This window comes from Pseudomonas sp. FSL R10-1350 (assembly GCF_009600525.1).
In the GTDB taxonomy this organism is placed as follows: domain Bacteria; phylum Pseudomonadota; class Gammaproteobacteria; order Pseudomonadales; family Pseudomonadaceae; genus Aquipseudomonas; species Aquipseudomonas helleri.
Genome location: NZ_WIVR01000020.1, coordinates 1 through 13837, shown reverse-complemented (window position 1 = coordinate 13837; position 13837 = coordinate 1). Strand labels below are relative to the sequence as shown.

10 protein-coding genes are annotated in these 13837 nt (G+C 59.0%); 7 read left to right on the top strand and 3 right to left on the bottom strand.

What is annotated here, in order from left to right; all coding sequences use genetic code 11:
• Positions 1-8: 8 nt before the first annotated feature.
• On the bottom strand, positions 9-1355 hold the full coding sequence (gene pvdM, locus GHO25_RS11465) for a pyoverdine-tailoring dipeptidase-like protein PvdM (RefSeq protein WP_153390814.1): 1347 nt from the start codon (positions 1353-1355) through the stop codon (positions 9-11).
• 198 nt (positions 1356-1553) lie between these two features.
• On the opposite strand from pvdM, the gene GHO25_RS11460 reads away from it, so the two are divergent.
• On the top strand, positions 1554-2414 hold the full coding sequence (locus GHO25_RS11460; protein ID WP_153390813.1) for a pirin family protein: 861 nt from the start codon (positions 1554-1556) through the stop codon (positions 2412-2414).
• A gap of 109 nt (positions 2415-2523) precedes the next feature.
• Here the strand turns inward: GHO25_RS11460 and GHO25_RS11455 are convergent, their stop codons facing one another.
• Both GHO25_RS11455 and GHO25_RS11450 read right to left on the bottom strand, forming a co-directional pair.
• Complete coding sequence (locus GHO25_RS11455; protein ID WP_082148665.1) at positions 2524-5811, bottom strand: bifunctional diguanylate cyclase/phosphodiesterase; 3288 nt, start codon at positions 5809-5811, stop codon at positions 2524-2526.
• A gap of 57 nt (positions 5812-5868) precedes the next feature.
• Positions 5869-6762 (bottom strand): LysR family transcriptional regulator, encoded by an 894-nt coding sequence (locus GHO25_RS11450; protein ID WP_048369006.1) that lies wholly within the window; start codon positions 6760-6762, stop codon positions 5869-5871.
• Between the two features lie 132 nt (positions 6763-6894).
• Between GHO25_RS11450 and leuC the strand changes: the two genes are divergently transcribed.
• From leuC to GHO25_RS11420, 6 genes are all read left to right on the top strand, one after another.
• Positions 6895-8313, top strand: a complete 1419-nt coding sequence (gene leuC, locus GHO25_RS11445) for a 3-isopropylmalate dehydratase large subunit (protein WP_048369007.1) — start codon at positions 6895-6897, stop codon at positions 8311-8313.
• 10 nt (positions 8314-8323) lie between these two features.
• The gene (gene leuD / locus GHO25_RS11440) at positions 8324-8968 is read left to right on the top strand and encodes a 3-isopropylmalate dehydratase small subunit (RefSeq protein WP_048369008.1); all 645 of its coding nucleotides are present in this window, start codon (positions 8324-8326) and stop codon (positions 8966-8968) included.
• A 165-nt stretch (positions 8969-9133) separates the two neighbouring features.
• Positions 9134-10216: a 3-isopropylmalate dehydrogenase gene (gene leuB, locus GHO25_RS11435; protein ID WP_048369009.1), complete on the top strand. Its 1083-nt coding sequence runs from the start codon at positions 9134-9136 to the stop codon at positions 10214-10216.
• A 68-nt stretch (positions 10217-10284) separates the two neighbouring features.
• Positions 10285-11397: an aspartate-semialdehyde dehydrogenase gene (asd, locus tag GHO25_RS11430; RefSeq protein WP_048369010.1), complete on the top strand. Its 1113-nt coding sequence runs from the start codon at positions 10285-10287 to the stop codon at positions 11395-11397.
• A gap of 157 nt (positions 11398-11554) precedes the next feature.
• Positions 11555-12565 (top strand): aspartate-semialdehyde dehydrogenase, encoded by a 1011-nt coding sequence (locus GHO25_RS11425; RefSeq protein WP_048369011.1) that lies wholly within the window; start codon positions 11555-11557, stop codon positions 12563-12565.
• A 176-nt stretch (positions 12566-12741) separates the two neighbouring features.
• The coding region (locus tag GHO25_RS11420; RefSeq protein WP_306108768.1) for a FimV family protein at positions 12742-13837 on the top strand (1096 nt) is incomplete at its 3' end.

Here is a 13837-nt window from a genome sequence, read left to right as displayed (position 1 = left end):
TAAACACTTCACTGGGAGATAGGGTTGGCGGCTTTTTGCACGGTGTCCCAGACCCGCAGGAAATTACCGCCCCAAAGCTTGGCGATGTCGGCTTCTGAATAGCCGCGCTGGAGCAGCTCGGCGGTGACATTGCGCGTCTCGCTCACGTCTTTCCAGCCTTCCAGGCCGCCGCCATCGTTGAAGTCAGAGCTGATGCCGACATGGTCGATGCCGATTTTTTTCACCGCGTAGTCAATGGCATCGCCGTAGTCTTTCAAGGTGGCTTTGGGCTCATGCTCGACGATGTCGTACAGCCCGCTGGCGTATTGGCCGAAACGTTGTTCTGGCCACACGGTAATGATCGCGTCACCGGGCATCAGGGCCATTTCGAGGTTGTGTAAGGGCGGCAAATCAAACTGGCTGCGCAGGGTATTGAGCTTGTCCTGGCTGGCCTGGCTCAGCGGGCGCAGGTAAGTGCCGAAACCGACAATTTGCACCACGCCGCCGGTGTCTTTGATCCGTTGCATGTCCTTGTCACTGAGGTTGCGCGGGATGTCGACCAGCGCCCGTGGGGCAGAGTGCGACGCCACCAGTGGGGTGCGGCTGAGCTGGCTGACTTGCTCCAGCGCGTTGCTCGACATTTGCGAAACGTCGATGATCACGCCCAGATCGTTCAAGCGCTTGACGGCCTGCTTGCCGATGTCTGACAGACCGTTCAGGGCGTCGGGGGTGTCATTGAAAAAGGGCAGCGGGCGTGAAGAGTCGGCCCAGTCGTTGTTGCCGACATAGCTGAAGCCGAACATGCGCATGCCGCGCGCGGTCCATTTGTCCAGTTGGTTGAGGTCATTACCCAATGGGTAGGCGTTGAGCATGCTGATAAAAATCGCAAACTTGCCTTCGCCGTGCAGACGCCGAAAATCATCCGGGGTGTAGGCAATCGCCACTTGCTCGGGAAAGTCACGCACCATGGCGCTGATGATGGTGTAGCGCACCTCTTGATCATTACGCGCGGCGTCGACAAAGCCTGCGGTTGGGCGGTGCGGGGCGTTCGGGCCGTTCCAGATTTCTGGCCAGCCGAAGATCGTCAGCGCGGCGCCCGACAACCGGCCTTTGGCTGCCTTGACCAGGTCGAACTGGCCGGGGCCGTCTTTGTCGGCTTCATTGCCTGCGCTGCCGAACTCCAGCGGCACGGTGATATGGCTGTCGAATGACAGCAGGCGGTTTTGCAGTTCATCGGCCTGTTTGACGATGTTCAGCGGGTAGCCGGCATTGCCTTTGTAAAACGCGTCCCAAGCCAAAAATCCGCCGCCGATGGCCACGGCCAGCGCCAGAGGAATACCGATAAACAGGGCTTTTTTGCTGCGTGATTTAGTCATCGCTATCTCAGTAGAAATCCGCCGCTATACGGCCTTTGCTATCAGGAGGGGACGAGGGGATGACGCAGAAATTTAGACGGGGGTTTGGGGCGTTAGAGTGATCGTTCTATCTGTGGAACGATCTAATTCAAAATTGTCATCTAGTGATATGGGTGATGCGAATCTATAGTGGTTGCCATGCATGACAGGAGGTGCAACATGAAAAACATTATGGGTCTCAACACCGCGCCACGAGGTCATTGGGTCGGCGATGGCTTCCCGGTGCGCACGTTGTTTTCCTACGACTCTATGGGCAAGCACATCAGCCCGTTCCTTTTGCTGGATTACGCGGGCCCAGCCGAGTTCACGCCGACCACTGAGCGTCGTGGCGTCGGGCAACACCCGCATCGCGGCTTCGAGACAGTGACCATCGTCTATAAAGGCGAAGTTGAACACCGTGACTCCACCGGCAACGGCGGGATCATCGGGCCCGGTGATGTGCAGTGGATGACGGCAGCGTCCGGCATCCTTCACGAAGAGTTCCACTCCGAGGCGTTTGCCCGCAGTGGCGGTGCACTGGAAATGGTCCAGCTGTGGGTGAATCTGCCCGCCAAGGACAAAATGGCCAAGCCGGGTTACCAAGGCATTCTGGACCGCGAAATTCCACAGTTGGCGCTCAAGGACAATGCCGGCACCTTGCGTTTGATTGCCGGTGAGTACGATGGCACACGTGGCCCGGCGCGTACGTTCACTGACATCGATGTGTGGGACATACGCCTGAACGCGGGCAAGTCGGCAACCTTTGACCTGCCTGCGGGCCGCAACTCGGCGCTGGTTGTGCTGCACGGCTCGGTCGAGGTTAATGGCGCGCAGGCAGTGGGCGAAGGCCAACTGGCGCTGTTCAAACGTGAAGGCACGCAGATAAAACTGCACGCCAGCCACGATGCCGTGTTGTTGATTCTCAGCGGTGAGCCGATCGACGAGCCCATCGTTGGTCACGGGCCATTTGTGATGAACAGCGAGGCTGAGATTCATCAGGCGTTCAGGGACTTCCAGTCGGGCAAGTTTGGCCGGATGTAACCCAGGATCTTGTAGTCGCTGACGAGGTACGAAGGCTGCGATGGGTTGCGCAGCGACCCCAATCGGCGGTCCTGCGGCCCGCATCGCAGCCTTCGTGCCTCGTCAGCGACTACGGGGTTTTTTGTAACAGCTCGCGAAATTGCGCCAAGGGCACTGGCCTGCTGTGCAGATAGCCCTGATACAAATGGCAGTCCAGTGTTTGCAAATACGTCAACTGCGCCAGTTGCTCAACGCCTTCAGCCACCACGGTCAGGCCGAGACTATGGGCCATGGCGGCGATGGCGCGGATAATCTCGGCATCGTTGGGGTCCTGGATTGCGTCACGCACAAACGACTGGTCAATTTTCAGGGTGTCGACCGGCAAGCGCTTGAGATGGGTCAGGGAGGAATAACCGGTGCCGAAGTCGTCCATCGCAAAGCTGGCGCCCAGGGCGATCAACTGGTGCATTTTTTCGATGGTGTCTTCCAGGTTTTGAATCACGATGCCTTCGGTGACTTCCAATTTGAGCATCGAGTAGGGCAGGTGGTGATTCAACAGGCTGCGTTGGACCCGCTCAACAAAGTCGCTCTGCAAAAATTGCCGTGGGCTGATGTTGACGCACAGGCTGAAACCCTCCGGGTCGAGCAGGCCTTCTTTGAGCAGTTCGCTGAAAGCACGGCACGCCTCATCGAGCACCCAGGTGCCCGCTTCCAGAATCAGACCGCTGTCTTCGAGGATTTTAATAAACTCGCTGGGTGACTGCGGTCCCAGCTCCGGGTGCGTCCAGCGCAGCAAGGCTTCAGCGCCCACGATGCGGTTGCTGCGGGCATCGACTTGCGGTTGAAAGTGCAGGCTGAATTCGCTGCGGGCCAGCGCCTGGCGCAAATCGCTTTCCATGCGCATGCGCTGGCTGGCGGCGGTCTGCATTTCAAAGTGAAACAGTTGCGTGGTGTTGCGCCCGGCATCCTTGGCCCGGTACAGCGCAATGTCGGCGCGCTTGAGCAGGTCGGCCGGGTTGGCGCCGTGGTCGGGAATCAGCGCGATACCAATGCTGGGCGTCACTTGCAGGCGCTGGCCGTCGAGGAACATCGGTTCAGCGAGCAATTGTCGAATGGTGTCGGCGATATGGCACACCGCGTCAGTGACCTCTTGCTGCGAGCCTTTAAGCCCGGTCAGCAGCACCACGAATTCATCACCACCCAAACGGGCCACGGTGTCTTCGCTGCGCACGCTGGCTTCCAGGCGCGCGGTGATGATGCGCAACACCGAATCGCCCACCGGGTGCCCCAATGAGTCGTTGATGTGCTTGAAGTGATCAAGGTCCAGAAACAACAGCGCACCGCGCAAATCATGGCGCTTGAGCAGTGAGGTCTGCTGGCTCAGGCGGTCCATCAGCAGGGCGCGGTTCGGCAGGTTGGTCAAAGGGTCGTGGTACGCCAAGTGCCGGACTTGCGCCTGGGCGCTTTTCAATTGGCTGATGTCGCGGGCGGTCAGCAGCAAGCAGGGCGCCTCGTTTAGGGTAATCAGCTCTATTGAAATTTCGACCGTGAGCGGGCTGCCGTTCTTGGCCCGGCCAAGCACTTCGCGGTTGCTGATGCGGCCCTTTTCACGCAGTTCATCAAGCAGCGCCTGACGCTTCGAACTGTCGCCCCAAATTCCCAGCTCATACGGGCTGCGGCCAATCACTTCGTCGCTGCTGTAGCCAGTCAACCGGGTGAAGCCGTCGTTGACTTCAAGGTAACGACCGCTCACCAGTTCGCTGATGGTGATGGCGTCGGGGCTTGAGTGAAAAGCCTTGGCGAATTTTTCTTCGCTGGCCTTGAGCGCGGCTTCGGCCCGCTGTTGCTGGGTAATGTCGCGCAGGGTGGTGACGATGCACGGCTGGCCATTGACCTCGATGTGGCGGCTGGACAATACGCAGGTCAGCGGTTCGCCATTTTTGTGGTGCAAGGTTAACGCCGGGTTGGTCTGTGCCGGGGCGCGGATAATGCGCTGTAACTGGCGCAGGTGCTGGGCGCTGGCGTCGGTCAGGGCGCTGCTGGTGTCTGCACCTTCTTGCAGGTCGGCCACGGTCCAGCCAAAGGTCTGGGTGAAGCTGGTGTTGATTTCGATAAAGTGCGCGCTGTCTGCGAGCATCACGCAAATGGGGTCGGGGCTGGTCTGGAAGACACTGGCAAACTTTTCTTCTGAGGCGCTCAAGCGCTGTTCGCGCTCTACCTGGTCGGTGATGTCGAGCAAAGTGCCGGCCATGCGCAGCGGTTTGTCCGCTGCATCGCGGTACAGCCGGGCACGGCTTTCCAGGTAGCGTGAGGCGCCGTGAGCCAGCGGCACACGGTAAGTCAGTTGGTAATTGCCGGCCGGGCCTTCGCGCAGCGAGCGGTAGGCATTGCGCATGTTGAAGCGTTCTTCTTCGGGCACGCCTTCAAAAAACGCGTCAAATGATTCGTTGAACGGCTCTGCGGGCAGGCCATGCAGTTGAGCGGCGCGGGCCGAGCCATACAGGCGGCCGGTGGGGATGTGCCAGTCCCAAGTGCCCAGTTGCGCCGAGTCGAGTGCAAGGTCCAGGCGTTCCTGGCTTTCAATCAGCGCTTGCTCGGCTTCTTTGCGTAGACGGTTGTCGACGAAGGTGCTGATCAGGTACGCCTCGCCCTCCAGTTCGACTTTTTGCGCGCTCAGCATGCCTTCATGAAACTGACCGTGACGGTCGGCCAATTGCACTTCCAGAGTGATCGGTGCGTTCTGCTGACTGACGGCTTTGGTGAATTGCAGGCGCTGCGCCGGGTCTGGCCAGATGCCCAGCTCAACCGTGGTACGGCCAATGGCTTCGGCGGCGGTCCAGCCCAACTGGCTTTCAAAGCTATGGTTGGCTTCGCTGATCAGCCCGTCTTCGATGCGTACCAGCAAAACCATGTGCGGTGACAGCTGAAACAGCGTCGAAAAGCGTTGCTCTGAACTGTTCAGCGCTTGCTGGCGCTGACGTTGCAGGGTGACGTCGCGAATCACCCCCATGATCCGTGGGTTCGGGTCATCGCCGGGGACCTGGCTGCCGTGAATCTCCAGCCAGTGCAGGCTGCCATCAGGCCAGCGCACCCGGTAATGAATGGGTTTTAGTAATTGCTTGCCGTTGATAATCGCGTCGAAGGCCTGTTGGGCCTTGGGCCAGTCGTCAAAGGGCAGGGAGGCCAATTGCTGAAGGTTACCGGGCAGCGCAAGGGCTGAATCAAAGCCAAAAAAAACGTGGGCTCCATTCGACCAATGCAAGTCGCCACTGTTGAGTTCCCAGCACCAGGCGCCCAGTTGGGCTGCGTTCATGGCGGTGAGCAGTTGCGTGGCACTCAGCGCGTGATTGTCCAGGGCTGACAGGTCGATATCAGACGCATCAGGGGCAGGGTGCAGCGCATCCGTGGGGTTTGACATTGACTGCAGTCCTTGGGCTGAAAATCTTGAAAACGATCCATGCCTGAACCGGTGTTTTCAGGGTTGCTCAGTGTGCAGCGTGTCGACTTGGGCATCCAGCAGTGTCATGAAAGCGTGTGCGGCGTTCGACAAAGTTCTTTCGGTGTGCACGATATAGCCTAGTTGACGTGTCAGTTGTATGCCCGGCAAGGCGATTGAGGCCACTTGTTCATCGAGCATGGTGCGCGGCAACACGCTCCATGCCAGACCGATGGACACCATCATCTTGATGGTTTCCAGGTAGTTGGTGCTCATGGCGATATTGGGTGTGAGGCCCTGGCCTTCAAACAGGCGCTGCACGATATGGTGAGTAAAGGTGTTGCCCCCCGGAAACACCGCCGGGTGGTGAGCAATGTCCGACATGCTCACGCTGGCTTGCTGAGTGAGGCTGTGCTCGGGCGCCACCACGAAATCCAGCGGGTCGTCCCACACCGGCACCGCGCGAATCAGCGAGTGAGGTTCCGGCGCCAGGGTGATAACGGCCAATTCGGCGCGGCCATGGAGAATTTCTTCGTAGGCAACTTCTGAATCCAGGAACTGAATATCCAGCGCAACTTTGGGATACGTGCGGGTGAACTCACGTAGCAACGGCGGCAAACGGTGCAGGCCGATATGGTGACTGGTGGCCAGAGTCAGGCGTCCGCTGACTTCACCATTAAGGTTGTTGAGCGCCCGTCGGGTGTCATCCAGCACGTTGAGAATCTGGTAGGCGCGTGGCAGCAACGCCCGGCCTGCCTCGGTCAAACTGACCTCGCGACCCAGCCGGTCAAACAGTCGCAGCTTGAGTTGCTGCTCAATGCTGGCGATGCGTTTGCTGATCGCAGGCTGGGTTAAAAACAACCGTTCGGCGGCGCCAGAGAAGCTTCCGGTTTCTGCAATGGCGATGAAAGCGTTGAGATTCGCGAGATCCATCTAGGTGAATTCCTGTTGGTTATCCAAAGCATAAAAAATATGAATTTGAGTTATTCACTGTAACCCCATAGCATCGACCTCACAAGCCAAGTGGTTATTGGCATAGAAAGTAGCTGATGAGGAAACCGTCTGATGGCCGGCAAAACGCTCTACGACAAGCTCTGGGATTCGCATTTGGTCAAACAGCGCGACGATGGTTCGGCGCTGATCTACATCGACCGTCATATCATTCACGAAGTGACGTCGCCGCAAGCCTTTGAGGGCCTGCGTCTGGCCGGGCGCAAGCCTTGGCGCATCGATGCCAACATCGCGACCCCGGACCACAACGTACCGACCACGCCAGAGCGCAAGGGTGGGATCGAAGCGATTGCTGACCAGGTTTCCCGTTTGCAGGTGCAAACCCTCGACGACAACTGCGACGAGTACGGCATCACTGAATTCAAGATGAACGACGTCCGCCAAGGCATCGTGCACGTGATTGGCCCGGAGCAGGGCGCCACCTTGCCGGGCATGACCGTCGTTTGCGGCGACTCGCACACCTCGACCCACGGCGCGTTTGGCGCATTGGCTCATGGTATCGGCACCTCCGAGGTTGAGCATGTGCTCGCCACGCAGTGCCTGGTCGCGAAAAAAATGAAGAACATGCTGGTCTTGGTCGAAGGGCAATTGCCGTTCGGCGTGACCGCCAAAGACATCGTGCTGGCCGTGATTGGCAAAATCGGCACCGCTGGCGGTAATGGCCACGCCATTGAATTTGCCGGTAGCGCGATTCGCGACTTGTCGGTAGAAGGCCGCATGACCATCTGCAACATGTCGATTGAAGCCGGTGCCCGTGTGGGCCTGGTGGCTGCCGACGAAAAAACCGTGGCGTACGTCAAGGGTCGTCCGTTCGCACCCAAAGGCGCTGAGTGGGACTTGGCCGTAGAAGCCTGGAAAGACCTGGTGTCGGATGCCGACGCCACGTTCGACACCGTGGTTGAACTCGATGCAGCCCAGATCAAGCCGCAGGTGAGCTGGGGTACTTCGCCAGAAATGGTCTTGGCCGTGGATCAGAACGTGCCGGATCCGGCGCAGGAAGCTGACTTGGTCAAGCGTGGCTCGATTGAGCGTGCCTTGAAGTACATGGGCTTGAGCGCCAATCAGGCGATCACCGACATCCAGCTGGACCGCGTATTCATTGGTTCGTGCACCAACTCGCGGATCGAAGACTTGCGCGCTGCGGCAGTGATTGCCAAAGGCCGCAAAGTGGCTTCGACCATCAAGCAGGCGATTGTGGTGCCAGGTTCGGGCCTGGTTAAAGAACAGGCCGAGGCTGAAGGCCTGGACAAAATCTTCCTCGAAGCCGGTTTTGAATGGCGTGAGCCAGGTTGCTCGATGTGTCTGGCCATGAACCCGGACCGTCTGGAGTCGGGCGAGCACTGCGCTTCGACCTCCAACCGTAACTTCGAAGGCCGTCAGGGTGCCGGTGGTCGTACTCACCTGGTGAGCCCGGCCATGGCCGCTGCCGCGGCGGTAAACGGTCGCTTTATCGACGTCCGTGAATTGATTTAAGGAGCGCAGCATGAAAGCTTTTACCCAGCACACCGGGCTTGTCGCACCTTTGGATCGCGCCAACGTCGACACCGACCAGATCATCCCGAAACAGTTTTTGAAGTCGATCAAACGCACCGGCTTTGGCCCGAACCTGTTTGACGAGTGGCGCTACCTGGACGTGGGCCAGCCTTACCAGGACAACTCCAAGCGCCCCTTGAACAAGGACTTCGTGCTCAACGCCGAGCGCTATCAGGGCGCCAGCGTGTTGTTGGCCCGTGAAAACTTCGGCTGCGGCTCCAGCCGTGAACACGCCCCTTGGGCCCTGGAAGAGTACGGCTTTCGCAGCATCATCGCGCCGAGCTACGCCGACATCTTCTTCAATAACAGCTTCAAAAACGGCCTGTTGCCGATTATTTTGAGCGACGCTGAAGTGGACGAGCTGTTCGCCCAGGTTGAAGCTACGCCGGGTTATCAGCTCAACATCGACCTGCAAGCCCAGACCGTGACCCGTCCTGACGGTAAAGTGTTGAACTTTGAGATCGATGCATTCCGCAAGCATTGCCTGCTCAACGGCCTCGATGACATCGGCTTGACCTTGCAGGACAGCGATTCGATTGCAGCGTTTGAAAGCAAGCACCGCGCAAGCCAGCCATGGTTGTTCCGTGACGCTTGATAAGCGTATTTTTTGAAGTGTGAGAGCGGGCTTGCTCGCGAGGATAAACCCCGGTTTGTCTCTTGAACCGAGGCGCCTGAATCGCGAGCAAGCCCGCTCCCACGGTTTTTTTAAAATTTTCAGGATGCGCCTGCGGGGGCATCAACCGACAAGACAGAGGAACACATGAGCAAGCAGATTCTGATTCTCCCAGGCGACGGTATTGGCCCAGAAATCATGGCTCAGGCAGTTAAAGTGCTTGAACTGGCCAATGACAAGTTTCAGCTCGGCTTTGAGCTGACTCACGACGTGATCGGCGGCGCAGCCATCGACAAGCACGGCGTGCCGCTGGCTGACGAGACCCTGGAGCGTGCTCGTGCTGCTGACGCTGTATTGCTGGGCGCCGTGGGTGGCCCGAAGTGGGACACCATCGAACGTGATATTCGCCCTGAGCGCGGCCTGTTGAAAATCCGTTCGCAGCTGGGCCTGTTCGGTAACCTGCGTCCGGCCATTTTGTACCCGCAACTGGCTGACGCATCGAGCCTCAAGCCTGAAATCGTTGCAGGCCTGGACATCCTGATCGTTCGTGAGCTCACGGGCGGTATCTACTTCGGCGCGCCGCGCGGTACTCGCGAGCTGGAAAACGGCGAGCGTCAGTCGTATGACACGCTGCCGTACAGCGAAAGCGAAATCCGCCGCATTGCCCGCGTCGGTTTCGACATGGCCCGTGTGCGTGGCAAAAAGCTGTGTTCGGTCGACAAAGCCAACGTATTGGCCTCAAGCCAACTGTGGCGTGAAGTGGTCGAGCAAGTGGCCAAGGACTACCCGGACGTAGAGCTGAGCCACATGTATGTCGACAACGCGGCCATGCAACTGGTGCGTGCACCCAAGCAGTTCGACGTAATCGTCACCGACAACATGTTCGGCGACATCCTGTCTGACGAAGCCTCGATGCTCACAGGTTCCATCGGCATGCTGCCGTCGGCCTCGCTGGATGCCAACAACAAAGGCATGTACGAGCCGTGCCACGGTTCGGCGCCGGACATCGCCGGCAAAGGCATTGCCAACCCGCTGGCGACCATTTTGTCGGTGTCGATGATGCTGCGTTACAGCTTCAATCAGCAGGCTGCCGCTGACGCCATCGAGCAGGCCGTGAGCCTGGTTTTGGACCAGGGACTGCGTACCGGTGACATCTGGTCGACCGGTTGCACCAAGGTCGGTACACAGGAAATGGGCGATGCAGTAGTCGCGGCGCTACAGAATCTGTAATCTCTCGGGCCCGTTACTTCCTGTTGGTGGAAGTAACGACCCCACTTTTTGTTAAAGGTGTAGTTGCGATGAAACGTGTAGGTCTTGTCGGTTGGCGCGGTATGGTTGGTTCCGTGCTCATGCAGCGGATGCTGGAAGAGCAGGATTTCGATCTTATTGAGCCGGTGTTTTTCACTACCTCCAATGTCGGTGGGCAGGGTCCTTCCGTGGGCAAAGACATTGCCCCGCTGAAGGATGCTTACAGCATTGAAGAGTTAAAAACCCTCGATGTGATTCTGACCTGCCAGGGCGGCGACTACACCAATGAGGTGTTCCCAAAGCTGCGTGAGGCGGGTTGGCAAGGTTACTGGATCGATGCGGCGTCGAGCCTGCGCATGCAGGATGACGCGGTCATTATTCTGGATCCGGTCAACCGCAAGGTCATCGACCAGCAGCTGGATGCAGGCACCAAGAACTACATCGGTGGCAACTGCACCGTCAGCTTGATGCTGATGGGCCTTGGCGGTCTGTTCGAAGCCGGTCTGGTCGAGTGGATGAGCGCCATGACTTATCAGGCGGCTTCCGGTGCCGGTGCGCAGAACATGCGTGAGCTGATCAAGCAGATGGGCGCCACCCACGCTGCGGTCGCCGATCAACTGGCTGACCCGGCCAGCGCCATTCTCGATATCGACCGCCGTGTGGCCGAAGCCATGCGCAGCGATGCCTACCCGACCGAGAACTTCGGCGTGCCATTGGCTGGCAGCTTGATCCCGTGGATCGACAAAGAACTGCCAAACGGCCAGAGCCGCGAAGAGTGGAAAGCGCAAGCTGAGACTAACAAGATCCTGGGTCGCTTCAAAAACCCGGTTCCGGTTGACGGCATCTGCGTGCGTATCGGTGCGATGCGTTGCCACAGCCAGGCCTTGACCATCAAGCTGAACAAAGATGTGCCGATTGCGGACATCGAAGGTTTGATCAGCCAGCACAACCCTTGGGTCAAACTGGTGCCGAACCAGCGTGAAATCAGCATGCAAGAGCTGAGCCCGACCAAGGTTACAGGCACCCTGAACGTGCCGGTTGGCCGTCTGCGCAAGCTGAACATGGGTTCGCAGTTCCTCGGTGCATTCACCGTGGGCGACCAGTTGCTGTGGGGTGCGGCTGAGCCGTTGCGCCGCATGCTGCGGATTCTGCTGGAGCGTTAATCGCCCCGGTTGCAATGAAAACCCGCGTCTCGCAAGGGCCGCGGGTTTTTTTATCCATGCGCTATTGTCATCCATGGCGCTACAAAGCGCTGTCCGTTGCCTCCATCGGTGGCTCCCGGTACAGTGCCGCTCCCCACGTTTCGCCTGAGGTAGACACATGAACCAGTCCTTTGATATCGCCGTCGTCGGCGCCACCGGCACTGTCGGCGAAACACTTGTGCAAATCCTTGAAGAGCGCGACTTCCCGGTTGCCAACTTGCATCTGCTGGCCAGCAGCGAGTCGGCCGGCAGTTCGGTGCCTTTTCGGGGTAAAAACGTTCGAGTGCGTGAAGTCGACGAATTCGATTTCAGCAAAGCCAAACTTGTATTTTTTGCCGCTGGCCCTGCCGTAACCTTGAGCTTTGCCGCCAAGGCCCGTGCTGCCGGTTGCAGCGTGATCGATTTGTCGGGCGCATTGCCAGCCGACCAGGCCCCGCAAATCGTGCCTGAGTCCAATGGGCATATCCTGGCCGGGCTTGCGCAGCCGTTCCAGATCAGCAGCCCAAGCCCTTCGGCCACCGCGCTGGCGGTGGTGCTGGCGCCACTGCGTCAATTGCTGGACTTGCAGCGCGTCACGGTCACCGCTTGCCTGGCGGTCTCGGCCCAAGGTCGCGAAGCGGTGTCTGAGTTGGCCCGCCAAACCACGTCACTGCTGAATATGCACCCGCTGGAAACCCGTTTCTTCGACCGCCAGATGGCATTTAACCTGTTGGCGCAGGTGGGCAAACCGGATGAACAGGGGCATGTGCCGCTGGAAAAACGCCTGGTCACCGAGCTGCGTGAAGTGCTCGGCATGCCGGGCCTGAAAGTTTCCGTGACGTGCATTCAAGCTCCGGTATTTTTTGGCGATAGCTATAGTGTGTCGTTACAACTGGCTGCGCCGGTTGACCTGCAGGCCGTCAATGCTGCGCTTGAAGCCGGTGAGGGGATTGAGTGGGTAGAGGCCGATGACTACCCGACAGCCGTAGGCGATGCGGTGGGGCAGGACGTGGTGTATGTCGGCCGCGTTCGCCACGGTGTCGATGACGCCAGTGAACTAAATCTGTGGCTGGCGTCAGATAACGTACGCAAAGGTGCGGCATTGAACGCCGTACAACTGGCTGAGTTGTTGATAAAAGACCCACTGTAAAAGATACTTGGCGTCGCTATTTGGCGGGTTTGCCGAGGCGGCGTCGCAGTCAAGCTGCTGTCAGGGCTTACAGATTCAATGAGGCAATGCGCGGGCCGATGACAGCCCTCGACTGTCGTCAGGCAGCAGCTTTACAGGTCTCGTGGGACGAGGCCTGTACCAATAAGGAAGAGGCTATGGTTCAGGTTCGCAAATTAGTGTTAGCAATAGCCGCCGCTTCGGCGCTGTCATCCGGTATGGCGCAGGCACTTGGGCTCGGCGAGCTGACCCTGAAGTCGACGCAGAACCAGCCGCTGCTGGCCGAGATCGAGCTGCTGGACGTCAAGGACCTGAGCGCTGCCGAAGTAGTGCCAAGCTTGGCCCCGGCAGACGAATTTACCAAAGCCGGGGTGCCGCATCCGGCGTATCTGAACGACCTGCGTTTTACCCCGGTGATCAATCCCAATGGCAAGAGCGTGTTGCGGGTAACCTCCAGCCAACCGTTGTCGGAACCTTTCGTAAAATTTCTGGTGCAAGTCATGTGGCCCAATGGCCGCTTGATGCGTGACTACAGCGTCCTGCTGGACCCTGCTAAATATTCGCCACAAACCGCAGCCGCCGCGGCGACAGCTCCGGCTAGCGCAGCCAGCACTGCCGGCGGGGAAGCAGGGCAATACACCACGTCTGCTCGTGACACCTTGTGGGAAATTGCCGCCAAGGCGCGCAATGGCGGTTCGGTGCAGCAAACCATGCTGGCGATTCAGGCGCTCAACCCCGATGCCTTTATCGGCGGTAACATCAACCGCCTGAAAACCGGCCAAGTGCTGCGTTTGCCGACGGCGGCGCAAAGTGTCGAGTTGGCCCAGTCCAAGGCTGTTGCCGAAGTCGCGACGCAAAACGCTGACTGGCGCAGTGGTCGGCGTACCGCGCCACGCGCTCAGCAGCTGGATGCCACCGCGCGCAAACCGGCAGCCACGGCGCAACCCAAAGCTGAAGTCAAAGATGGCTTGAGCCTGGTTGCAGGGCAGGCGGGCAAGGGCGCGGGCAGCGACGCCAAGAATGTCAGCGACAAGCTGGCGATGACCCAGGAAAGCCTCGACAGCAGCCGTCGTCAAAGTGCCGAGTTGCAAAGCCGGGTACAAGACCTGCAAAGCCAGGTCGACAAGTTGCAACGCTTGATCGAATTGAAAAACAACCAGTTGGCCAAGTTGCAGGGTGAAGCTCCCGCGCCGCTCGACGCCAGCGCTGCCTTGCCAGCCAGCCTGGTAGGCGAGGCGGCAGACACACCTGAAG

What these genes read in the sequence shown, in the direction of transcription:
- pvdM (WP_153390814.1), bottom strand. Translation starts at nt 1,355, where the DNA reads ATGACTAAATCACGCAGCAAAAAAGCCCTGTTTATCGGTATTCCTCTG.
- GHO25_RS11450 (WP_048369006.1), bottom strand. Translation starts at nt 6,762, where the DNA reads ATGGATCTCGCGAATCTCAACGCTTTCATCGCCATTGCAGAAACCGGA.
- GHO25_RS11455 (WP_082148665.1), bottom strand. Translation starts at nt 5,811, where the DNA reads ATGTCAAACCCCACGGATGCGCTGCACCCTGCCCCTGATGCGTCTGAT.
- leuB (WP_048369009.1), top strand. Translation starts at nt 9,134, where the DNA reads ATGAGCAAGCAGATTCTGATTCTCCCAGGCGACGGTATTGGCCCAGAA.
- leuD (WP_048369008.1), top strand. Translation starts at nt 8,324, where the DNA reads ATGAAAGCTTTTACCCAGCACACCGGGCTTGTCGCACCTTTGGATCGC.
- asd (WP_048369010.1), top strand. Translation starts at nt 10,285, where the DNA reads ATGAAACGTGTAGGTCTTGTCGGTTGGCGCGGTATGGTTGGTTCCGTG.
- leuC (WP_048369007.1), top strand. Translation starts at nt 6,895, where the DNA reads ATGGCCGGCAAAACGCTCTACGACAAGCTCTGGGATTCGCATTTGGTC.
- GHO25_RS11460 (WP_153390813.1), top strand. Translation starts at nt 1,554, where the DNA reads ATGAAAAACATTATGGGTCTCAACACCGCGCCACGAGGTCATTGGGTC.
- GHO25_RS11425 (WP_048369011.1), top strand. Translation starts at nt 11,555, where the DNA reads ATGAACCAGTCCTTTGATATCGCCGTCGTCGGCGCCACCGGCACTGTC.